The following is a 19,982-nucleotide window of genomic DNA, read 5'->3' on the forward strand; positions in this document are numbered from 1 at the left end:
CGCAGGGGGTTCCCGGAGGGGGGGGGAGCCCACCCCACCCCCCCCGGGGAGCCAGAAAGGAAAAGGGGGGGGGGGGGGGGGGGTTGTGTGCCCCCCCCCCCCCACTTCATGGCCGAAAACAGCCGGTGACCGGCCGGTCCGTCACTGGTCCCGGTACATCTCCGCGACGAGGAAGGCCAGGTCAAGGGACTGGCTGCGGTTCAGACGCGGGTCGCAGGCCGTCTCGTAGCGCTGGTGCAGATCGTCGACGAAGATCTCGTCGCCGCCGCCCACGCACTCGGTGACGTCGTCACCGGTGAGCTCGACATGGATGCCGCCCGGGTGGGTGCCCAGCCCCTTGTGGACCTCGAAGAAGCCCTTGACCTCGTCGAGCACGTCGTCGAAGCGGCGGGTCTTGTGGCCGGAGGCGGCCTCGAAGGTGTTGCCGTGCATCGGGTCGGTCACCCAGGCCACGGTGGCACCGGAGGCGGTGACCTTCTCGATCAGCTCGGGCAGCTTGTCGCGGACCTTGTCGGCGCCCATGCGGACGATGAAGGTCAGCCGGCCCGGCTCGCGGTCCGGGTCAAGGCGCTCGATGTACTGCAGCGCCTCCTCGGCCGTCGTGCTCGGGCCGAGCTTGATGCCGATCGGGTTGCGGATCTTCGAGGCGAACTCGATGTGCGCGTGGTCCAGCTGCCGGGTGCGCTCGCCGATCCACACCATGTGCCCGGACACGTCGTAGAGCTGTCCGGTGCGGGAGTCGACACGGGTGAGCGCGGACTCGTAGTCGAGCAGCAGCGCCTCGTGCGAGGAGAAGAACTCGACGGTCTTGAACTCCTCCGGGTCGGCCCCGCAGGCGTGCATGAAGTTCAGCGCGTTGTCGATCTCGCGGGCGAGCTGCTCGTAGCGCTGGCCGGAGGGCGAGGACTTCACGAAGTCCTGGTTCCAGGCGTGCACCTGGCGCAGGTCGGCGTAACCGCCGGTGGTGAAGGCGCGCACGAGGTTCAGCGTCGAGGCGGACGCGTGGTACATCCGCTTCAGCCGCTCCGGGTCCGGCACCCGGGAGGCCTCGGTGAAGTCGAAGCCGTTGACGGAGTCGCCCCGGTAGGTCGGGAGCGTCACCCCGTCACGGGTCTCGGTCGGCTTGGAGCGCGGCTTGGAGTACTGGCCGGCGATACGGCCGACCTTCACCACCGGCACCGAGGCCGCGTACGTCAGGACGGCGCCCATCTGGAGCAGCGTCTTGAGCTTGGCCCGGATGTGCTCGGCACCGACCGCGTCGAAGGCCTCGGCGCAGTCGCCGCCCTGGAGGAGGAACGCCTCCCCCTTGGCGACGGCCGCCATACGGGCACGCAGTTGGTCGCACTCGCCGGCGAAGACCAGCGGTGGATAGGACTCCAGCTCGGCGATCACCGTGCGCAGAGCCTCAGTGTCGGGGTATTCGGGCTGCTGCGCCGCGGGCAGGTCTCGCCAGCTCGCTTGAGCAGCGACGGCTTGGGAATCAGCGTTCACGGTCACGACGTCAACACTACGGGGTCGGATCGGCGTCTCCGGGCCATGACCATCAAGTGAGACACCCGCTACATTCCGTGGACAGGGCTTCCGCCGGGCCCCCGGGGCATGCGGTAGGGTTCCCGGCATGTTCGCGCATTCCGACCAGAACTGGTGGTGGACCGCTCATCCGGCGGCCCACTGACTGCGCGTACGCAAGACTTCGCGAAGGCCGCCGAGGGGCGGCCTTCGGCGTTTCCGGGGTCCGTTCCTCCTGAGTGACTTCCCAGTGCGCTCCGAGTGAGCCACAAGCGCTCCCACGAGAAGGACACGGACCATGCATCTGCTCGACCTGCTCGACGACCCCCGCCCCTTCGCCCTGCTGCGCCGCCGCACGCCGGGGCACGACGAGAACACCGTCGAGGTGCTGCTCGGCCCGGTCGCCTCCTGCGAGCGGCTCGCCGACCTCCCCGACGAGGGGCTGGCGCTGATCCCGTTCCGGCAGATCCGCGAGCGCGGCTTCGACGTCCGCGACGACGGCACCCCGCTGTCGGTGCTCGTCCCCGAGGAGTCGCACACGCTCACCCTCCAGGAGGCCCTCGCCCAGCTCCCGGCGCACGAGGTCGAGGTGCGCGGGGGCGGTTTCGACGTGGACGACGAGGCGTACGGCGAGATCGTCGGCCGGGTGCTGCGCGAGGAGATCGGCCGGGGCGAGGGCGCGAACTTCGTCATCCGGCGGACCTACGAGGGTGAGATCCCCGGCTTCTCCCGGGCGGACGCGCTCGCCCTGTTCCGGCGGCTGCTGGCGGGCGAGCGGGGCGCGTACTGGACGTTCGTGGTGCACACCGGGGAGCGGACCCTGGTCGGGGCGAGCCCCGAGGTGCATGTCCGGATGTCCGGCGGAACGGTGGTGATGAACCCGATCAGCGGCACCTACCGCTACCCGGCCGGGGGCCCGACGCCGGAGCATCTGCTGGACTTCCTCGCCGACGGCAAGGAGATCGAGGAGCTGTCGATGGTCGTCGACGAGGAGCTCAAGATGATGTGCACGGTCGGCGACATGGGCGGGGTCGTGGTCGGCCCGCGGCTGAAGGAGATGGCCCATCTCGCGCACACCGAGTACGAGCTGCGCGGGAGGTCGTCGCTGGACGTGCGGGAGGTGCTGAGGGAGACCATGTTCGCGGCGACCGTCACCGGCTCGCCCGTGCAGAACGCCTGCCGGGTCATCGAGCGGTACGAGCCCCTCGGGCGTGACGGGCGCGGGCGCGGCTACTACGCCGGTGCCCTGGCCCTGCTCGGCCGGGACTCCGGCGGCGCCCAGACCCTGGACTCCCCCATCCTCATCCGCACCGCGGACATCTCCGCCGACGGCCGGCTGCGCGTCCCCGTCGGCGCCACGCTGGTGCGTGGTTCCGACCCGGCGAGCGAGGTCGCCGAGACCCACGCGAAGGCGGCCGGGGTACTCGCGGCCCTCGGCGTACGGCCGTCCCGGCCCGGGGCCGAGGGCTCGCTGCCCCGGCTGGCGGACGATCCCCGGGTGCGAGCGGCACTGGACGGGCGGCGGGCCGGGCTGGCGCCGTTCTGGCTGCGGATGCAGGAGCGGTCGGCGGAGCTGTCCGGGCACGCGCTGGTGGTGGACGGCGAGGACACCTTCACCGCGATGCTCGCGCACGTGCTGCGCTCCGGCGGCCTGGAGGTGACCGTGCGGCGCTACGACGAGCCGGGCCTGCGGGCGGCGGTGCTCGCGCACGAGGGTCCCGTCGTGCTGGGCCCCGGCCCGGGCGACCCCCGCGACCTCGACGACCCGAAGATGCGGTTCCTGCGCGGGCTCACGGCGGACGTGCTGCGCGGCCACGCCCACGGGGTGCTCGGCGTCTGCCTCGGCCACGAGCTGATCGCGGTCGAGCTGGGGCTGGACATCGTCCGCAAGGACGTGCCGTACCAGGGGGCGCAGACCGTGGTCGATCTGTTCGGCCGGCCCGAGACCGTCGGGTTCTACAACAGCTTCGTGGCCCGCTGCGACGACGAGGCGGCAGTCGAACTGGCCGCCCACGACGTCGAGGTGAGCCGGGCCGCGAACGGTGAGGTGCACGCGCTGCGCGGTCCGGACTTCGCCTCGGTGCAGTTCCATCCGGAGTCGGTGCTGACGCTGAACGGGGCCGCGGTGGTGCGGGAGCTGCTGGGTCAGGTGCGCGGCACGAGCACGTTCTCCGAGCGGCGGCCCGCGCTGTAGTCGAGGACGTTCTTCACCGTGGCGTCGATGATCTGGCCGACGGCGTCCTCGGTGTAGTACGCCTGATGGGACGTCACCAGGACGTTCGGGAACGTGACGAGGCGGGCCAGGGTGTCGTCCTCGACGGCCTCCAGGGACTTGTCGAGGAAGAACAGGCCCGCCTCGGCCTCGTACACGTCGAGGCCGACGCCCGTGAAGCGGCCCGCGCGCAGTTCGGTGACGAGGGCGGAGCTGTCGATCAGGCCGCCGCGGCTGGAGTTGACCAGGATCGCGTCGTCCTTCATCGCCCTGAGCGCGGCGGCGTCGATCAGGTGCAGGGTCTCCGGCATCAGCGGCACGTGCAGGGTGACCAGGTCGGACTCGGCCAGGAGCTGTTCCTTGGAGACGTAGCGCATGCCGAGCTGCATGCACTCGGGGTTCTCGGCGACGTCCCAGCCGAGCAGGCGCATGCCGAAACCGTGGGCGATCCGGGCGAAGGCCTCGCCGATCTTGCCGGTGCCGAGGACGCCGGCGGTGCGGCCGTGCATGTCGCGGCCCATCAGGCCGTCGAGGCGGAAGTCGAAGTCGCGGGTGCGGATGGAGGCGCGTACGACGCGGCGGTTGACGGCCATCGCGAGGGTCCAGGCGAACTCGGCGACGGAGTAGGGCGAGTAGTACGACACCCTCGCCACGGTCATGCCGAGGCGTTCGGCGACGGCCAGGTCGATGTTGTTGAAGCCGGTGGAGCGCTGGGCGATCAGCCGGGTGCCGCCCGCGGCGAGGGTCTGGAGCACGCGGGGGCCGAGGTCGGCGTTGACACTGGTGGAGATGACCTCGTAGCCGACGGCGATGGGGGCGGTGTCCTCGTTGAGGAAGACGTCCAGGCAGCGGACCTCGTGGTGGCCCTTGAAGGCGTGCTCGATGAGGGGTTTCTCGTCGGCCTGGACGCCGAACGCGAGAATCTCCACGGGGTCCCTCCGGGGGTTGGGCCGGGATCGGGGTGGTGCCGGTTTCGAATATATCCGTGCGGGTTGTGGGTGGCTGGTCGCGCCCACGCGGCGGAGCCGCACATCGATACAGCCCCGCGCCCCTGAAGGCGCCCCTTCGGCGCGCCCCGTCAGGGGCGCGGGGAACTGCGCGAACGGCCACGACGACGCCGCGGCCGAGAATCCGCCGGTCGCGGCACGGCCCCATAGGGGCGCGGGGAACTGCGCGAACGGCCACGGCGACGCCGCGGTCGGAGGACTGCCTCTGGCGGCTGCTCCGGCGGGGCGCTAGCCGAAGAAGACGCCGACCTCCTCGTACAAGGTGGGGTCGACCGTTTTCAGGCGGGTGGTCGCGGCGGCGATGGGGACGCGGACGATGTCCGTGCCGCGCAGGGCGACCATCTTGCCGAAGTCGGCGTCACGGACGCAGTCGATCGCGTGCAGGCCGAAGCGGGTGGCGAGCCAGCGGTCGAAGGCACTGGGCGTACCGCCCCGCTGGACGTGGCCCAGCACCGTGGTGCGGGCCTCCTTGCCGGTACGGCGTTCGATCTCGCGGCCGAGCCATTCGCCGATGCCGGACAGGCGGACATGGCCGTAGGGGTCGAGGGAGCCGTCCTTGAGGACCGCGCCGCCGTCCTTGGGCATCGCGCCCTCGGCGACCACCACGATCGGGGCGTACGACGCCTTGAAGCGGGAGGTGACCCAGGCGCACACCTGGTCGACGTCGAAGCGCTGTTCGGGGATGAGGATGACGTTGGCGCCGCCCGCGAGACCGGCGTGGACGGCGATCCACCCGGTGTGACGGCCCATCACCTCCACCACCAGGACGCGCATATGGGACTCGGCGGTGGTGTGCAGCCGGTCGATGGCCTCGGTGGCGATGTTGACGGCGGTGTCGAAGCCGAAGGTGTAGTCCGTGGCGGACAGGTCGTTGTCTATCGTCTTGGGCACGCCCACGCAGGGCACGCCGTACTCGCCGACGAGCCGGGCGGCCACGCCGAGGGTGTCCTCGCCGCCGATGGTGATCAGCGCGTCGATCTCCTGCTTGGCGAGGTTCTCCTTGATCCGGCGCACACCGTTCTCCTCGCGGAGCGGGTTGGTGCGCGAGGAGCCGAGGACGGTGCCGCCGCGCGGCAGGATGCCGCGCACCGCGGGGATGTCCAGCCGGACGGTGGCGCCCTCCAGAGGACCGCGCCAGCCGTCCCGGAAACCGGTGAAGGTGTAGCCGTACTCCTGCACGCCCTTGCGGACGATGGCGCGGATGACCGCGTTGAGCCCGGGGCAGTCGCCGCCTCCGGTCAGCACTCCGACCCGCATGGAAAAGTCCCTTCGCCGCGGTTGCCGAGTCCGCCCGTGCCGAACCGGCGCACGCCGGACGCGCGCGCCGTGCCGTGTACCTGTGACGCAGACAACAAGCTAACCGTGACCCAGGTCACTTCGACATGGTCTGGACCGGGCATGTCCGGTGAACCTCGGCGGCGCCGGGCTCACTCGTCGTCGAGACCCCGCTCTATGGCGTAGCGGACGAGCTCGACGCGGTTGTGCAACTGGAGCTTGCCGAGGGTGTTCTGGACGTGGTTCTGGACCGTGCGGTGGGAGATGACCAGGCGCTCGGCGATCTGCTTGTAGCTCAGCCCCTTGGCGACCAGGCGCAGTACCTCGGTCTCGCGGTCGGTGAGCCGGGGCGCGCCCTCGTCGTTCTCGGTCCCCGCGGCCGGGGCCGGTTCGGAGGCCAGCCGGCGGTACTCACCGAGGACCAGGCCGGCCAGGCCCGGCGTGAACACAGGGTCGCCGACGGCGGTCCGGCGTACCGCGTCCAGGAGTTCCCCGGTGGAGGCCGACTTCAGCAGATAGCCGGTCGCGCCGGACTTCACCGCTTCCAGCACGTCGGCGTGCTCGCCGCTGGCGGACAGCACCAGGACCCGCAGGGCGGGGTTGTGGCCGACGAGTTCCTTGCAGACCTGGACGCCGGGCTTGACGGGCAGGTTGAGGTCGAGGACGAGCACGTCGGGCGCCGCGGCCTTGGCGCGGCGGACGGCCTGTTCGCCGTCTCCGGCGGTGGCGACCACGTCGAGGCCGGACTCGGCCAGGTCGCGGGCGACCGCGTCGCGCCACATGGGGTGGTCGTCGACCACCATGACCTTGATCGGGGCCTGTTCACTCATCGCTTCTCCGCCTTCCCCCGGGAGACCTTCGGTACCTTCAGCTCGACCTCCGTGCCCTGGCCCGGGACCGAGATCAGCTCGGCGGTGCCGCCGAGATCGCGCAGCCGTCCCCTGATGGACAGGGCCACGCCCATCCGTCCCTCGCCCTCGGCCTGGGCGAGCCGGCCCTCGGGGATGCCAGGACCGTCGTCCCGTACGGTGACGATCACCTCGTCCGGCCAGTCCTCGACCAGGATCCAGGCACGGGCGTCCTCCCCCGCGTGCACTCGGACGTTGTCCAGGGCCGCCCCGACCGCCGCCGCCAGTTCGCGGGCCGCGTCGGGCGGCATCGGCACGGGCGCGCCGGGCTCGGCGAGACTGACCCGGGCGGAGGCGAACGGCGCGAGCAGGGCGCGCACATCCACCGGCCCGTCGTCGTCCGGCTCCTCCACGGCCCGTACGAGGGCCCCGTCGGCGGCGTCCTCCGACACCCGGGAGACGGGCACCAGGCCGCCGGAGACCAGGGTGCGCAGCGCGACCTCCTGCTCCCCGGCCATCCGGCCCAGCTCGGCGGCCTCGCCGCCGATGACGGCTCCGCGCCGCTGCACCATGGCCAGCACCTGGAGCACGCTGTCGTGGATGTCCCGGGCGAGCCGCTCCCGCTCCCGGGTCGCGGCCTCGATCTCCAGGGCGCGGGCGAGGGTGCGCTCGGAGGCGCGGGCGACCTCGACGACGTAGCCGATGGCGATGGCGGCGACCCAGACGAGGATGACGTTGTGGACGGTGTCACGGGCCGGGTGGCCGCGCTCGACGAGGTTGGCGACGGCGACGGCCGTGGAGGCGCCGGCCGCCCAGCGCCAGCCTCCCTTGATCGCGAAGGCGAGCACCGACCCGGCGGTCCAGATGGACGGCAGTGTCGGGCCGCCGTCCGCGATCCGCTGGGAGGTGTCGGCGAGCGGGGTGAGCAGGATGCCGCCGAGGGCGATCGTGAGGTCCACGGCGAGGAACCGCCGGGTGCAGGCCGCCGCGTTCTGCACGCGCGGCAGGGTGGCGAGCGTCCACACGACGAGCACGGCGTAGTAGCCGACGGCGAGCCAGGGGCGGGTGAACTCCTCGTACGCGGTGGCGAACAGGCCGACCGCGTACAGCATGGTCAGCACGCGGTAGGCGGTGAGCGCACGCCACAGCGGCAGCTCGACCGACATCCTCATGACTCTTACGCGCTTGGCCACCGGCCCATCCCCCCGAACCCCCGAAATCCCCGCTAGTCGCCGCTTCTGGCGGCCTTCGCGGCCTCCTTGGCCGCTTCCTTCTCGGCCTTGGCCGCATCCGCGATCTGCCGCTTGGCGGCGGTCGCGTACATGTCGACGTACTCCTGGCCGGAGAGCTTCATGATCTCGTACATGACCTCGTCGGTCACCGCGCGCAGCACGAACCGGTCGTGCTCCATGCCGTGGTAGCGGCTGAAGTCCAGCGGCTCGCCGATGCGGATGCCGGGGCGCATGACCTTCGGCACGACCTGGCCGGGCGGCTGGATCTTCTCGGTGTCGATCATGGCGACGGGGATCACCGGGGCGCCGGTGGCGAGCGCCACGCGCGCGAGGCCGCCGGGCTTGCCGCGGTAGAGACGGCCGTCGGGCGAGCGGGTGCCCTCGGGGTAGATCCCGAACAGCTCGCCGCTCTCGATCACCTCGATGCCGCTCCTGATGGCGGCCTCACCCGCCCCGCGCGCGCCGGAGCGGTCCACGGGCAGCTGGCCGACGCCCTTGAAGAAGGCCGCCGTCAGCCGTCCCTTGACCCCGGGAGTGGTGAAGTACTCGGCCTTCGCGATGAACGTCACCTTGCGGTCGAGCACCGCGGGCAGGAAGAAGGAGTCCGAGAACGAGAGGTGATTGCTCGCGAGGATCGCGGGGCCCTCGGCGGGAATGTTCTCCAGGCCCTCCACCCAGGGCCGGAAGACGAGCTTCAACGAACCCCCGATGGTGACCTTCATCGCGCCGTACAACAACCGAGTGCCTCCTGTGTCTGTGGATCAGACCTTAACCCCAAGGTCCGTCGAGTGGCCCGACGGCCCTGGTCGGTGTCAGTGCGGTCGCGTACGGTGAACCACACCTGGACTCTTGCCGGAGCACTCCTGGACTCCGGTCCCAGCACTCCACCGCACGATCCCCCAGCCCCCTGACGAACAAGGAGACCGAAGGTGCCGGTCCTTCCTGGAGCCGAGCCGTACCGCCATGAGGGCGGGGAGGTCGGCGTCCTGCTGTGCCACGGCTTCACCGGGTCGCCCCAGTCGCTGCGCCCGTGGGCGGAGTACCTCGCCGAGCGCGGCCTGACCGTGTCCCTGCCGCTGCTGCCGGGGCACGGCACGCGCTGGGAGGACATGGCCGTCACCGGCTGGCAGGACTGGTACGCGGAGGTGGACCGCGAGCTGCGCGCCCTCACCGCGCGCTGTGCGCGGGTCTTCGTGTTCGGCCTGTCCATGGGCGGCGCGCTCTCCCTGCGCCTGGCGGCCAGGCACGGCGACGCGGTCGCCGGCCTGGTGGTCGTCAACCCGGCGAACAAGGTGCACGGGCTGTCGGCGTACGCCCTTCCGGTGGCCCGGCATCTGGTGCGCACGACGAAGGGCATCGCCAGCGACATCGCCAAGCCGGGCGGCGAGGAGGTCGGTTACGACCGGGTGCCGCTGCACGCCGCGCACTCGCTGCGGCAGTTCTTCCGGGTCGTCGACGGCGAGCTGCCGCAGGTCACGCAGCCGCTGCTGCTGCTGCACAGCCCGCAGGACCATGTGGTGCCGCCCGCGGACTCGGCCCGCATCCTCAGCCGGGTCTCCTCCACGGACGTCACGGAGATCCTGCTGGAACAGAGCTACCACGTCGCTACGTTGGACCACGACGCGGACCGGATCTTCGAGGAGAGCTACGCGTTCATCGGCCGGCTCGCACCCAGTGTCGGCAAGGAAGGGACGGCGGCAGGTGGCTGAGCACGACTCCGAGCGCGAGGACCGGGAGGAGCGCGACGGCCTCGGACCGGAGGAGCAGAACGTGCCCTTCGACGAGGACGCCGCCTGGGCGGCGATCGTCGCGGGGTACGGCGACGAGCCGGTGGACCCGCCGGGCGCCAAGCCGTTCAAGTCGGTGGAGGACCTGGCACTGCTGGAGGCCGAGACCAACACGGACGGCGAGGGTGAGGGTGAGGCGCCCGTCGCGCAGAAGGAGTCGCCGAAGCCGCTGGGCAGCTCGGTGTCCTTCGCGCCCGGCGTGGGCCCGCGCGACTACGCGGTCGCCGAGCCGGCCGAGGAGGACTTCGACGAGGACGACGAGGGCCACTTCGTGCCGCCGGAGCCCCCGCCGCTGCCCGCCGCCGACACGACCGCCAAGTTCGCCTGGCTGGGCGTGATCGGCGGCCCGCTGCTGCTTCTGCTGGCGGTCGTGCTGGGCTGGGACATGACCTGGTGGCTGACCACGCTCGGCATCGGCGGGTTCCTGGGCGGCTTCGCCACGCTGGTGGCGCGGATGCGCACGGACGACGAGGAGGACGAGGACCCCGGCCGGGGGGCCGTCGTCTAGGGCTGCCGGAAGGGCGAGGACGGCAGCGGCCGTCCGGCCGGGATTCTGAGGGCGGCCAGCACCGGAAGGTGGTCCGTGGCCGCTCTCAGGTCGTCCTCGGAGATCCCGGGCTCGCCGAGCGGCACACCGCAGCCCAGCACCTCGACGCCCTTGGTCGCGAAGACCGCGTCGATACGGCGGTGGGGCGCGTCCCGGACCCAGGTGTGCTCGGCGCCCCAGGGCGCCACGGCCCGGCAGTCCTGGAGCTCGTTCGCGAGCCGCCGGAAGGTGGGGTCGGTGGGGCGTTCGTTGAGGTCACCGCCGACCACGGCGTGGTCGGTGCCGAGTGCGGCGAGCCGGTCCAGGAGCATGCCGCCCTGCTCCTCGCGCTCGGCGCGGTCCAGGGAGAGATGGCAGCTGATCACGCCGAGGCGGGCGCCGCCGAAGCGGACCACCGCCGTGGCCAGCCCACGGCGGTGTCGGCCGGGGGTGAGCGGGAGCAGGACGTCCTCCGTGCGCTCGACCGTGGCCCGCAGACCGCACAGCAGTGCCGGACCGGCCGCGGTCGCGCCGCCGGAGAGGATCACCAGATCGGCGGCGCGGGCCACACGGGCGAGTTTCTTGCGCCAGCGGAAGAAGCGGGGCGCTTCCTGGACGAGGACCAGATCGGGGGCGCAGGCCCGGACGACCCGGGCGAGGGCGTCGGTGTCGTCCCTCAGGGAGCGGACGTTGTAGCTGAGCACGCGGACGACTGCGGAACCGTCGGACTCTGTGCGGGAGTTGGGGAGCGGCGCCATGGGCGCCAATGTACGCCCGACCGGCCGGGGCGCGGCGGACGTACACGACTGACCGTTCGTCGTGGCTCGTCGTACCCACGCGGCAGGGCCGCGTGGTCGCACAGCACCGCACCCCGAGGCGGTCACATGATCGGGTCGGGCTCCCGGGCCAGGTCCGCCGCGCCGACGAGTCCGGCCTTGTTGCCGAGCTGCGCGGCGATCACGTCGGCCACCGGGCGCCAGTTGCCGCCCACCAGCCAGCGCTTGTAGGACTTGCGGATCGGGTCCAGCACGAGCTCGCCCTCGTCGGAGAGCCCGCCGCCGACGATGAACGCGGAGGGGTCGAAGAGGGAGGCCAGGTCGGCGAGGCCGGCGCCGGCCCAGCGAGCGAGCTCGCGGTAGGAGTCGACGGCGACCGGGCAGCCCTGCCGGGCGGCCATGGAGATGTGCTTGCCCTCGATGCCGTCGGGCGTGCCGTCACCGAGCGCGAGCAGGATGTCGGCCAGCTCCGGGGTGGCGTTGGCGCGCTGCTTGGCGTAGCGGACGAGGGCGCGGCCGGAGGCGTACTGCTCCCAGCAGCCCTGCGAGCCGCAGCCGCACAGCAGGCCGTCCGGCACCATGCGGATGTGGCCGAACTCGGCGGCCACGCCGAAGTGGCCGCGGCGCAGCTTGTTGCCGATGATGATGCCGCCGCCGAGGCCGGTGCCGAGCGTGATGCAGATGACGTTGCGGTGGCCCTTGCCGGCGCCGAACTTGTATTCGCCCCAGGCGGCGGCGTTGGCATCGTTCTCCACGACGACCGGCAGTCCGACGCGTGCCTGGACGGCTTCCTTGAGCGGTTCGTTGCGCCAGTCGATGTTGGGTGCGAAGTAGACGGTCGAACGCTGACGGTTGACGTAACCCGCGGCACCGATGCCCACGCCCACGATCTCGTGGCCGGCGCGCGCGCCCTCCACCGCCGAGGCGATCGCGTCGATGATGGCGTCGGGCGTGGTGGGGGTCGGCACCTTGAACGTCGAGAGGATGTTGCCTTCCTCGTCGACCACGCCGGCCGCGATCTTCGTGCCGCCGATGTCGACGCCGATGGTGAGTCCCATGAATCCCTCAGTTTCGGTCGAGCCCCGCTACGGCCAACCGTACCCGAGGCCCTGCCGTGGAATTCGCGTCGTCCACCGGCCGGGCAGGCGGGAGCCCGGCTGGTGGACACCGGTGCGGCGTCAGTCCAGGTCGATGCGCTGCCCCGGACCGCCGTCCTCACCCTGCTCGGGGTCCTTCTCGAAGTCCGCTGTACGGGTTGTCCAGCGCTTTTCCTGGGTCTGCACCGCGGAGCGGTAGGCGGCGAGGAGTTCCTGGCCGGCGGAGGCGAGGTGGTCGAAGACGTCGGGGTTGCGTTCGATGACGGGTTCGACGGCGGCCCTCGCCTGCTGGACGACCTGCTGCACGACCTGCTGGGCGGCGGGTCCGGCGACCGCGCCGAGCAGCGGGGACTGGAGGTCCGAGAGCTTGTCGGCGACGGTGTCCAGGAGCCGGCGCAGTTCCTCGGCGGCCGAGCCGGGCGGGGTGCCGTGCTGCTGCTGGCGCCGGGCCTGCTCCGCCGCGAGGTCCTCCGCGCAGGCCGCCGCCCAGGCGTCGGCGTCGGACGCGGCCGGTCGCTCCTGCGCGGTGGGGTGCTCTTCGCTCATGGCGGGCTCCTGACTACGTTTCGTCCTTACGACGTTACCCGAACGGGCGCGCGGCCCTCACCGTCCGGCCGGCCAGAGTCCGGGGTCCGGCGCGAAACGGACGCGGAGTTCGTCCTCGCGCAGGCTCGCCCCGGCCACCGTGCAGCGGCGCAGCGCCGAGGGCAGCGGCACGATCCGGCGGAACCGTCCGGCGGCGAGGACGAGTTCGTCGCCGCGCCGGATCAGGTCCAGTTCCTCGCGCCGGGCGCCGGGCAGCGGGATGTGCCACACGAGCACCCCGTCCTCGGCGAGCCGGTCGGCCACCGGCCACTCGACCGTGGACGTCCCCTCGCCGGGGCCGGGGACGTCGAGCCGCTCCAGGTCCTCGGGCCCGCGCGGATCGCGGCCGAGGTGCGGTACGGGCCGTACGCCGTGTCCGCCCTGCCACTCCTCCAGCACCTTGCGCTGCTGCGCCACGGGCCCGGCGAGCCAGCTGCCGGGTCCGGCCTCCCGCTCGGGCAGCACCCTGGCGGCGAGCAGCCGCTCGGGCCGCCGTCCGCGCAGGGCGAGGCCGAGGCCCGCGGTCCGTACGGCGTCGGCGCCCGCCGGGGTGGGTTCGGCGACGAGCCGCACATGGGTGTCGCGGTCGGCGAGCACGGCCTCGATCGCGCCGAGTTCGAGATCCCAGCGGGCCGAGGCCTCGTACAGCCACTCCGCGGGCATCGGCACCCCGGCCAGCCGTCCCAGCACGGGCCGCAGCGCCCTGGCCGCCTGCCGTTCGGGCGGCAGCAGTCGTCGCAGATAGCGGCGCAGTTCGCCGGGCAGGGCGAGCAGGTCGAGACCCCGGTCGAGCGGGGGCAGGTCGACGACGACGAGGTCGTGGGCGTCGGACAGGGCGGCGTCCCGCAGCGCCCGCAGCAGGCTCAGCTCCTCGGCGCCGGGCAGCGCGGTCATCTCCTCGGCCTCCAGCCGGGCGGCGCCGAGCAGATCGAGGGCGGAGGCGGCGCGTTCCTGGAGGGCGACGAGGTCGTCCCGGAAGCCGGACGCCGGATCGGGCCGCCAGGCGGTGAGGTGCTCGCCGGCCCGGACGGGCTCGGGACCGGTGGGACGTCCGAGGACCGCGCCGAGGGTGTCGGTGCGGTCACCGCTCAGGACGAGCGTGCGCTGTCCGGAGCGCGCCCCGGAGAGCGCGGTGGCGGCGGCGACGGTCGTACGGCCCGCGCCGCCGGGGCCCAAGATCAGGATGGTGCGCATGAGAAGGAACGCTAACCGAGACACCGCGGACGGGGTGCGGGAAACAGCGTGCCCCGCCACGGCGGACCGGCGGTCCCGGGCGGCGCGGGCGTGCCGCTCCCCGGACCCCGGGACGGCGAGGGCGTGCCGCTCACCCGGCTCCGAGGGGACCCGGAGGCGGTGCTTCCCGGACTCCGGCCCGGCGTGGACGTGCTGCTCGGCGGACTACTTGGCGGACTCGACGCGCTTCTTCAGCCCGGCGAGCGCCCGGTCGATGATGACCTTCTCGGCCTTGCGCTTGATCATGCCCAGCATCGGGATCTTGACGTCGACGGTGAGCCGGTAGGTCACCTCGGTCGAACCGGCGGCGGCGGCCTTCAGCACGTACGAGCCGTCGAGGGAGCGCAGCATCTGGGACTTCACCAGCGTCCAGGAGACCTCGTTCTGGCCGCTCCAGGTGTACGCGAGGACCTGGTCGTCCTTGATCGCCCCGGCGTCCATGACGAGCCGTACCTGCTCGGCGCGGCCCTGTCCGTCGGTCGCGAGGACCTCCGCCTCCTTCACCTCACCCGTCCAGTCCGGGTAGCGCGCGAAGTCGGAGATCACCCCCATGACGTCGGCCGGTGCCGCCTCGATCGTGATGCTCGAACTGGTGTGTTCCGCCATCGTCGTGGCTCCTTCGGATGCCGGCCGGAGGGAAGTCGTGGTGCGCACGTGTGTGCAGCGTGAAGGCTACCGCGCCTGCGACCTGCCGACTTCACCCCCTGCCACCGGTCACCATTCGAGCGCCCACGGGCGGCCCGTGCCCGCGAAGTGACCGACGTTGACGCACTCCGTCGCCCCGATGCGCATGCGCCGCACGAGGGGCTGATGGACGTGCCCGAACAGGGCGTAACGGGGGCGGGTGCGGCGGATCGCCGCCAGCAGGGCCCGGCTGCCGCGCTCGAAGCGCCGTGCGACGGTGTCGTACACGAGCTCCGGCACCTCCGGCGGGATGTGCGTGCACAGCACGTCGACCTCGCCGACGGCCTCGATCTTGGCCGCGTACTCCTCGTCGGAGATCTCGTAGGGGGTGCGCATCGGGGTGCGCAGGCCGCCGCCCACGAAGCCGAAGACCCGGCCGCCGATCTCCACGCGCTCGCCGTCGAGGACGGTGACGCCGGGGCGGACGAAGTCCTTCCACAGCGGGGGGATGTCGACGTTGCCGTAGGTGGCGTACGTCGGGGCGGGGAAGGCGGCGAACAGTTCGGTGTACTGCTTGCGCACCGCGCTCTCGATGATGGTGGCGCGGTCGCCGTCGAGGCCGGCCCACAGCCCGGCGCCGAAGGCACGGGCCTCCTCGAAGCGGCGGGCGGTGCGCAGCTCGACGATGCGGTGGGCGTTCTCGGTGCCGAACAGGTCGGGGAAGATGCCGCGCGAGTGGTCGGCGTAGTCGAGGAAGAGGACGAGGTCGCCCAGGCAGATCAGGGCGTCGGCGCCGTCCCCGGCCCGCGCCAGATCGGCCGCGTTGCCGTGCACGTCGCTGACCACGTGCACGCGGGTCCCGGCTCGTGTGGATGCCATGGCGATCAAGGGTAGGCGGCGCACGGCCGCCGTGAACAGTCACGGTCCCACCTGCGGTTACTGGCTGGTTCCGAACGCTTTCGACTACTGTGCGTGGGGAACGCCAATCCGTGTGACGCAGCGAACATCTCGCCGGGAACCCCTGTCGTAGAAGGCATACCGACGGGTAACGTCCGGGCAGTCCAGTCGTGCTCAGGTTTTCAACCAGTGGTTCCCCAGAAGGACCGTGGCCGGAAATCCGAGTACTTGCCCGAGCCTTGGACCGCACCGTCGCATCACACAAAGTCGTGGCGCCGGCGCCCTATGAGGAGCAGCAGTCTTGCGCGAGTTCAGCCTTCCGGCTTTGTACGAGGTCCCCGCGGACGGCAACCTGACCGACATCGTCCGCAGAAACGCCGCGCAGCACCCCGACGTCGCCGTCATCGCCCGCAAGGTCGACGGCCGCTGGCAGGACGTGTCCGCGCGCGAGTTCCTCGCCGAGGTACGGGCCGCCGCCAAGGGTCTGATCGCCGCCGGTGTGCAGCCCGGCGACCGGGTCGGCCTGATGTCCCGCACCCGCTACGAGTGGACCCTGCTGGACTTCGCGATCTGGAGCGCCGGCGCGGTCACCGTGCCGGTGTACGAGACCAGCTCGCCGGAGCAGGTGCAGTGGATCATGTCCGACTCGGGCGCGACCGCCTGCATCGTCGAGCTGGACAACCATGTGGCCGCGGTCGAGGCCGTGCGCGACTCCCTGCCCGCCCTCAAGCACGTCTGGCAGATCGAGGCCGGCGGCGTCGAGGAGCTGGGCCGGCTCGGCCAGGACGTGGCCGACGAGACGGTCGAGGAGCGCAGCTCGATCGCCAAGGCGGACGACCCGGCGACCATCGTCTACACCTCCGGTACCACCGGCCGCCCCAAGGGCTGTGTGCTCACCCACCGCAGCTTCTTCGCCGAGTGCGGCAACATCGTGGAGCGTCTGCGGCCGCTGTTCCGCACCGGCGAGTGTTCGGTGCTGCTCTTCCTGCCGCTCGCCCATGTCTTCGGACGGCTCGTGCAGATCGCGCCGATGATCGCGCCGATCAAGCTGGGCTGCGTCCCGGACATCAAGAACCTCACCGACGAGCTGGCCTCGTTCCGCCCGACGCTGATCCTCGGCGTGCCGCGCGTCTTCGAGAAGGTCTACAACTCGGCGCGTGCCAAGGCGCAGGCCGACGGCAAGGGCAAGATCTTCGACAAGGCCGCGGACACCGCGATCGCCTACAGCAAGGCGCTGGACGACCCGTCCGGCCCGTCGCTCGGCCTGAAGCTGAAGCACAAGGTCTTCGACAAGCTGGTCTACAGCAAGCTGCGCACGGTCCTCGGCGGCCGCGGCGAGTTCGCCATCTCCGGCGGCGCCCCGCTCGGCGAGCGCCTCGGTCACTTCTTCCGCGGCATCGGCTTCACGGTCCTCGAGGGCTACGGCCTGACGGAGTCCTGCGCGGCGACCGCGTTCAACCCGTGGGACCGGCAGAAGATCGGCACGGTCGGCCAGCCGCTGCCCGGCTCGGTGGTGCGCATCGCGGACGACGGCGAGGTGCTGCTGCACGGCGAGCACCTGTTCAAGGAGTACTGGAACAACCCGGGCGCGACCGCGGAGGCGCTCGCCGACGGCTGGTTCCACACCGGTGACATCGGCACCCTCGACGAGGACGGCTACCTCAGGATCACCGGCCGTAAGAAGGAGATCATCGTCACCGCGGGCGGCAAGAACGTCGCCCCGGCCGTGATCGAGGACCGCATCCGGGCGCACGCGCTGGTCGCGGAGTGCATGGTGGTCGGTGACGGGCGGCCGTTCGTGGGCGCGCTGGTCACCGTGGACGACGAGTTCCTGGGCCGCTGGGCGGCCGAGCACGGCAAGCCGGCGGGGTCCACCGCGGCGTCGCTGCGCGAGGACGCGGACCTGCTGGCCGCGATCCAGTCGGCGGTTGACGACGGCAACGCCGCGGTGTCGAAGGCGGAATCGGTGCGGAAGTTCCGCATTCTGTCCTCCCAGTTCACGGAGGAGTCGGGCCACCTGACGCCGTCGCTGAAGCTGAAGCGCAATGTGGTGGCGAGGGACTACGCGGCCGAGATCGAGGCGATCTACGCCAAGTAGACGGCCTGCTGACGGAACGTCATGGCGCGGTGTCCTCCACGAGGACCCGCGCCATGGTGCGTTCGGCGAGGGCGGTGATGGTCACGAACGGGTTCACCCCGATCGAGCCGGGCACCAGCGAGCCGTCGACGGCGTACAGCCGCCGGTAGCCCTTGAGACGGCCGTAGCCGTCCGTCGCCCTCCCCAGCACGCAGCCGCCGAGCGGGTGGTAGGTGAAGTCGTCGGCGAAGACCCGGCCGGAGGAGCCGAACAGGTCGTATCGGTAGATCGTGGCGTTGGCCCGGTTGATCCGGTCGAACAGCTTCTTGGCCATGCCCGCCGACACCGCGCTCTGGGCCGCGCTCCAGCCGAGCCGGACCGCCCCGTTCGCGTAACCGAACGAGGCCCGCTCCGGGTTCCTGGTGATCGCCAGATAGAGGCTGACCCAGTGTTCGAGGCCGGTGGGCAGCGGGGCGATCTCGGCGAAGACGGGGTTGGCCGGGTTGGACCAGTCGTCGATGCCCATGACCGGCATGGTGGACTGGTTCGCCCCGACGGTGTCCCAGAGGTGGTTGGCCCGCCCCAGCATCACGTTCCCGTTGGGGCCCCAGCCGGTGCCGACGCTGGTGTCCAGATCGGGCAGGGTGCCCGACTCCCGTGCGCGGACCAGGAGTTCGGTGGTGCCGAGGCTGCCGCCGGCCAGGAACAGATAGGCGCAGCCGTACTCCTTCGTCCCGACGACGGCCCCGGTCACGTCGATGCACTCGGCGCTCAGCACATACGTCCCGTCCGGGGCGCGGCGGACCGAGGTCACGCGCTCCATGGTGTGCACGGTGACGTTGCCGGTGCCGAGCGCCGCGGCCAGATAGGTCCGGTCCAGGCTGCGCTTGCCGTGGTTGTTGCCGTAGATGACCTCGCCCGCCAGGGCGGACTTCGGGGCCGTGCCGGCGGCCTCGCGGCGCATGTGCTCGAAGTCGTAGACGTTCGGCACGAAGGTGGTCCTCAGCCCGGCGTTGGCGGCGTGCTTGCGGGAGATCCGGGTGAAGCGGTACCACTCCGTGGACTCGAACCAGGCGGGGTCTACGGTGTTGACGCCCAGCATGTCGCGGGCGCGGGGGAAGTACGTGCCGTACATCTCGTCGGCGTCCACCGTGGGGAACTGCTCGGAGAAGTACGCCTTCGGCGGGGTGACGGCCATGCCGCCGTTGACCAGGGAGCCGCCGCCGACGCCGCGGCCGACGAAGACGGACATGTGGTCGTAGCGGACGCGGTCCAGGACGCCCGGGTAGCGGGAGATGTCCTTGTTGACGACGTCCAGCCAGAGGAAGGTGGCGAGGGGGGCCTCGGTGCGGGTGCGGAACCACATGCTGCGCTGGTCCGGTGCCGCGGTGGAACAGAACACCTTGCCGTCCGGGCCGGGGGTGTTCCAGAGGCGGCCCATCTCGAGGACGAGGGTGGGGATGCCGGCCTGGCCGAGGCGGAGGGCGGCCACGGCGCCGCCGTAGCCGGAGCCGACGACTATGGCTGTCGCCGACTGGGTGGGGTCGGGTTCTGTCGCCCTCGCGGACTGGAGGCCGACTCTGGTGAAGCCGAGGGTGGCTGCGGTCTGGAGCGCGGCCATGCCGAGGATGTGACGTCTTGTCAGCTGACGCTGCATCAGGTTTGCTGTCATGTTTCGCAGCATGCGTCGATTTTTCGGTTCCGCCTAGACGCTCCGCTGGGTGCGTGTGCCGGGTTCAGGTTGTCGTCCAGCCTTCCGCCGCCAGTGGGCGCTCGCGCAGTTCCCCGCGCCCCTCAAAGGCTTGCGCAGTTCCTCGCACCCCTGAAAAGACCGCGCCGTTCCCCGCACCCCTAAAGACTTGCGCAGTTCCCCGCGCCCCTTAAAGCTTGCGCAGTTCCCCGCGCCCCTCAAGACCTGCTCCGTTTCCCGTGGGGCTGGGACGCGCCCCTTCTTGGGGGCGCGGGGGACTGCGCGGCGACCAGCCCACGACGACTCGCCAGCCGACCACAGGGGGGTGCTGGAACGCCCCCGCTCTTAGGGGCGCGGGGAACTGCGCGAACAGCCCACGACGACCCGCCACCCAGCCACCGGAGGGACGCCGCAACGCCCCCGTTCCTAGGGGCGCGGGGAACTGCGCGACCAGCCCACGACGACCCGCCACCCAGCCACCGGAGGGACGCCGCAACGCCCCCGTTCCTAGGGGCGCGGGGAACTGCGCGAACAGCCCACGACGACCCGTCACCCGACCACCGGAGGGACGCCGCAACGCCCCCGTTCCTAGGGGCGCGGGGAACTG

Annotated in this window: 18 protein-coding genes; 5 read left to right on the forward strand and 13 right to left on the reverse strand. The window is 71.7% G+C overall.

What is annotated here, in order from left to right; translation table 11 throughout:
• Positions 1-141: 141 nt before the first annotated feature.
• On the reverse strand, positions 142-1,497 hold the full coding sequence (locus ACZ6SQ_RS04275) for a class II 3-deoxy-7-phosphoheptulonate synthase (protein ID WP_386384815.1): 1,356 nt from the start codon (positions 1,495-1,497) through the stop codon (positions 142-144).
• A gap of 121 nt (positions 1,498-1,618) precedes the next feature.
• Here ACZ6SQ_RS04275 and ACZ6SQ_RS04280 point away from each other — a divergent pair, with 121 nt between their 5' ends.
• The gene (locus ACZ6SQ_RS04280) at positions 1,619-1,675 is read left to right on the forward strand and encodes a trp operon leader peptide (protein WP_356689156.1); all 57 of its coding nucleotides are present in this window, start codon (positions 1,619-1,621) and stop codon (positions 1,673-1,675) included.
• Positions 1,676-1,807: 132 nt separating this feature from the next.
• Positions 1,808-3,703: an anthranilate synthase family protein gene (locus tag ACZ6SQ_RS04285; protein WP_469556632.1), complete on the forward strand. Its 1,896-nt coding sequence runs from the start codon at positions 1,808-1,810 to the stop codon at positions 3,701-3,703.
• On the opposite strand, the gene ACZ6SQ_RS04290 is transcribed toward ACZ6SQ_RS04285, so the two are convergent.
• The 5 genes from ACZ6SQ_RS04290 to ACZ6SQ_RS04310 all read right to left on the reverse strand — a co-directional run bounded on the left by ACZ6SQ_RS04290 (position 3,655) and on the right by ACZ6SQ_RS04310 (position 8,817).
• Positions 3,655-4,650, reverse strand: a complete 996-nt coding sequence (locus tag ACZ6SQ_RS04290) for a 2-hydroxyacid dehydrogenase (protein WP_469556634.1) — start codon at positions 4,648-4,650, stop codon at positions 3,655-3,657. The two genes, ACZ6SQ_RS04285 and ACZ6SQ_RS04290, sit on opposite strands and share 49 nt — an antisense overlap.
• A 306-nt stretch (positions 4,651-4,956) precedes the next feature.
• The gene (locus ACZ6SQ_RS04295) at positions 4,957-5,985 is read right to left on the reverse strand and encodes a 6-phosphofructokinase (RefSeq protein WP_469556636.1); all 1,029 of its coding nucleotides are present in this window, start codon (positions 5,983-5,985) and stop codon (positions 4,957-4,959) included.
• Positions 5,986-6,155: 170 nt separating this feature from the next.
• A complete protein-coding gene (locus tag ACZ6SQ_RS04300; protein WP_386384809.1) occupies positions 6,156-6,833 on the reverse strand; it encodes a response regulator in 678 nt (225 codons plus the stop codon).
• Positions 6,830-8,044 (reverse strand): MacS family sensor histidine kinase, encoded by a 1,215-nt coding sequence (gene macS, locus ACZ6SQ_RS04305; protein ID WP_469556638.1) that lies wholly within the window; start codon positions 8,042-8,044, stop codon positions 6,830-6,832. The genes ACZ6SQ_RS04300 and macS overlap by 4 nt, the downstream gene beginning before the upstream one ends.
• 32 nt (positions 8,045-8,076) lie before the next feature.
• Positions 8,077-8,817 (reverse strand): lysophospholipid acyltransferase family protein, encoded by a 741-nt coding sequence (locus tag ACZ6SQ_RS04310; RefSeq protein WP_469557197.1) that lies wholly within the window; start codon positions 8,815-8,817, stop codon positions 8,077-8,079.
• 195 nt (positions 8,818-9,012) lie between these two features.
• On the opposite strand from ACZ6SQ_RS04310, the gene ACZ6SQ_RS04315 reads away from it, so the two are divergent.
• Positions 9,013-9,792: an alpha/beta hydrolase gene (locus ACZ6SQ_RS04315; RefSeq protein ID WP_469556640.1), complete on the forward strand. Its 780-nt coding sequence runs from the start codon at positions 9,013-9,015 to the stop codon at positions 9,790-9,792.
• A complete protein-coding gene (locus ACZ6SQ_RS04320) occupies positions 9,785-10,378 on the forward strand; it encodes a hypothetical protein (RefSeq protein WP_469556642.1) in 594 nt (197 codons plus the stop codon). Before ACZ6SQ_RS04315 ends, ACZ6SQ_RS04320 begins: the two co-directional genes overlap by 8 nt.
• Here the strand turns inward: ACZ6SQ_RS04320 and ACZ6SQ_RS04325 are convergent.
• The 6 genes from ACZ6SQ_RS04325 to ACZ6SQ_RS04350 form a co-directional block, all read right to left on the reverse strand.
• On the reverse strand, positions 10,375-11,154 hold the full coding sequence (locus ACZ6SQ_RS04325; protein ID WP_469556644.1) for an endonuclease/exonuclease/phosphatase family protein: 780 nt from the start codon (positions 11,152-11,154) through the stop codon (positions 10,375-10,377). The genes ACZ6SQ_RS04320 and ACZ6SQ_RS04325 overlap by 4 nt on opposite strands.
• Before the next feature lie 122 nt (positions 11,155-11,276).
• Complete coding sequence (locus ACZ6SQ_RS04330; protein WP_386384801.1) at positions 11,277-12,230, reverse strand: ROK family glucokinase; 954 nt, start codon at positions 12,228-12,230, stop codon at positions 11,277-11,279.
• A 120-nt stretch (positions 12,231-12,350) separates the two neighbouring features.
• Complete coding sequence (locus ACZ6SQ_RS04335) at positions 12,351-12,815, reverse strand: DUF5304 domain-containing protein (RefSeq protein ID WP_469556645.1); 465 nt, start codon at positions 12,813-12,815, stop codon at positions 12,351-12,353.
• Positions 12,816-12,872: 57 nt separating this feature from the next.
• Positions 12,873-14,048: an ArsA family ATPase gene (locus ACZ6SQ_RS04340; RefSeq protein ID WP_469556647.1), complete on the reverse strand. Its 1,176-nt coding sequence runs from the start codon at positions 14,046-14,048 to the stop codon at positions 12,873-12,875.
• A gap of 204 nt (positions 14,049-14,252) precedes the next feature.
• Entirely contained in the window at positions 14,253-14,693 is a 441-nt protein-coding gene (locus ACZ6SQ_RS04345) for an SRPBCC family protein (RefSeq protein WP_469556648.1), read from the reverse strand.
• 108 nt (positions 14,694-14,801) lie between these two features.
• Positions 14,802-15,590, reverse strand: coding sequence for a metallophosphoesterase family protein (locus tag ACZ6SQ_RS04350; protein WP_389329714.1), 789 nt, complete (start codon positions 15,588-15,590; stop codon positions 14,802-14,804).
• A gap of 319 nt (positions 15,591-15,909) precedes the next feature.
• Between ACZ6SQ_RS04350 and ACZ6SQ_RS04355 the strand changes: the two genes are divergently transcribed.
• Complete coding sequence (locus tag ACZ6SQ_RS04355; protein ID WP_469556650.1) at positions 15,910-17,706, forward strand: AMP-dependent synthetase/ligase; 1,797 nt, start codon at positions 15,910-15,912, stop codon at positions 17,704-17,706.
• A 19-nt stretch (positions 17,707-17,725) separates the two neighbouring features.
• Here the strand turns inward: ACZ6SQ_RS04355 and ACZ6SQ_RS04360 are convergent, their stop codons facing one another.
• Positions 17,726-19,342, reverse strand: a complete 1,617-nt coding sequence (locus tag ACZ6SQ_RS04360) for a GMC oxidoreductase (RefSeq protein ID WP_469557199.1) — start codon at positions 19,340-19,342, stop codon at positions 17,726-17,728.
• Positions 19,343-19,982: the final 640 nt, after the last annotated feature.

It is taken from the genome of Streptomyces sp. NPDC048600, from assembly GCF_055587025.1.

Excerpts from the sequence above, each read along its gene's own strand:
- ACZ6SQ_RS04285 (WP_469556632.1), top strand. The coding sequence starts at position 1,808 with ATGCATCTGCTCGACCTGCTCGACGACCCCCGCCCCTTCGCCCTGCTG.
- ACZ6SQ_RS04295 (WP_469556636.1), bottom strand. The coding sequence starts at position 5,985 with ATGCGGGTCGGAGTGCTGACCGGAGGCGGCGACTGCCCCGGGCTCAAC.
- ACZ6SQ_RS04300 (WP_386384809.1), bottom strand. The coding sequence starts at position 6,833 with ATGAGTGAACAGGCCCCGATCAAGGTCATGGTGGTCGACGACCACCCC.
- ACZ6SQ_RS04325 (WP_469556644.1), bottom strand. The coding sequence starts at position 11,154 with ATGGCGCCGCTCCCCAACTCCCGCACAGAGTCCGACGGTTCCGCAGTC.
- ACZ6SQ_RS04330 (WP_386384801.1), bottom strand. The coding sequence starts at position 12,230 with ATGGGACTCACCATCGGCGTCGACATCGGCGGCACGAAGATCGCGGCC.
- ACZ6SQ_RS04335 (WP_469556645.1), bottom strand. The coding sequence starts at position 12,815 with ATGAGCGAAGAGCACCCCACCGCGCAGGAGCGACCGGCCGCGTCCGAC.
- ACZ6SQ_RS04340 (WP_469556647.1), bottom strand. The coding sequence starts at position 14,048 with ATGCGCACCATCCTGATCTTGGGCCCCGGCGGCGCGGGCCGTACGACC.
- ACZ6SQ_RS04345 (WP_469556648.1), bottom strand. The coding sequence starts at position 14,693 with ATGGCGGAACACACCAGTTCGAGCATCACGATCGAGGCGGCACCGGCC.
- ACZ6SQ_RS04350 (WP_389329714.1), bottom strand. The coding sequence starts at position 15,590 with ATGGCATCCACACGAGCCGGGACCCGCGTGCACGTGGTCAGCGACGTG.
- ACZ6SQ_RS04360 (WP_469557199.1), bottom strand. The coding sequence starts at position 19,342 with ATGCAGCGTCAGCTGACAAGACGTCACATCCTCGGCATGGCCGCGCTC.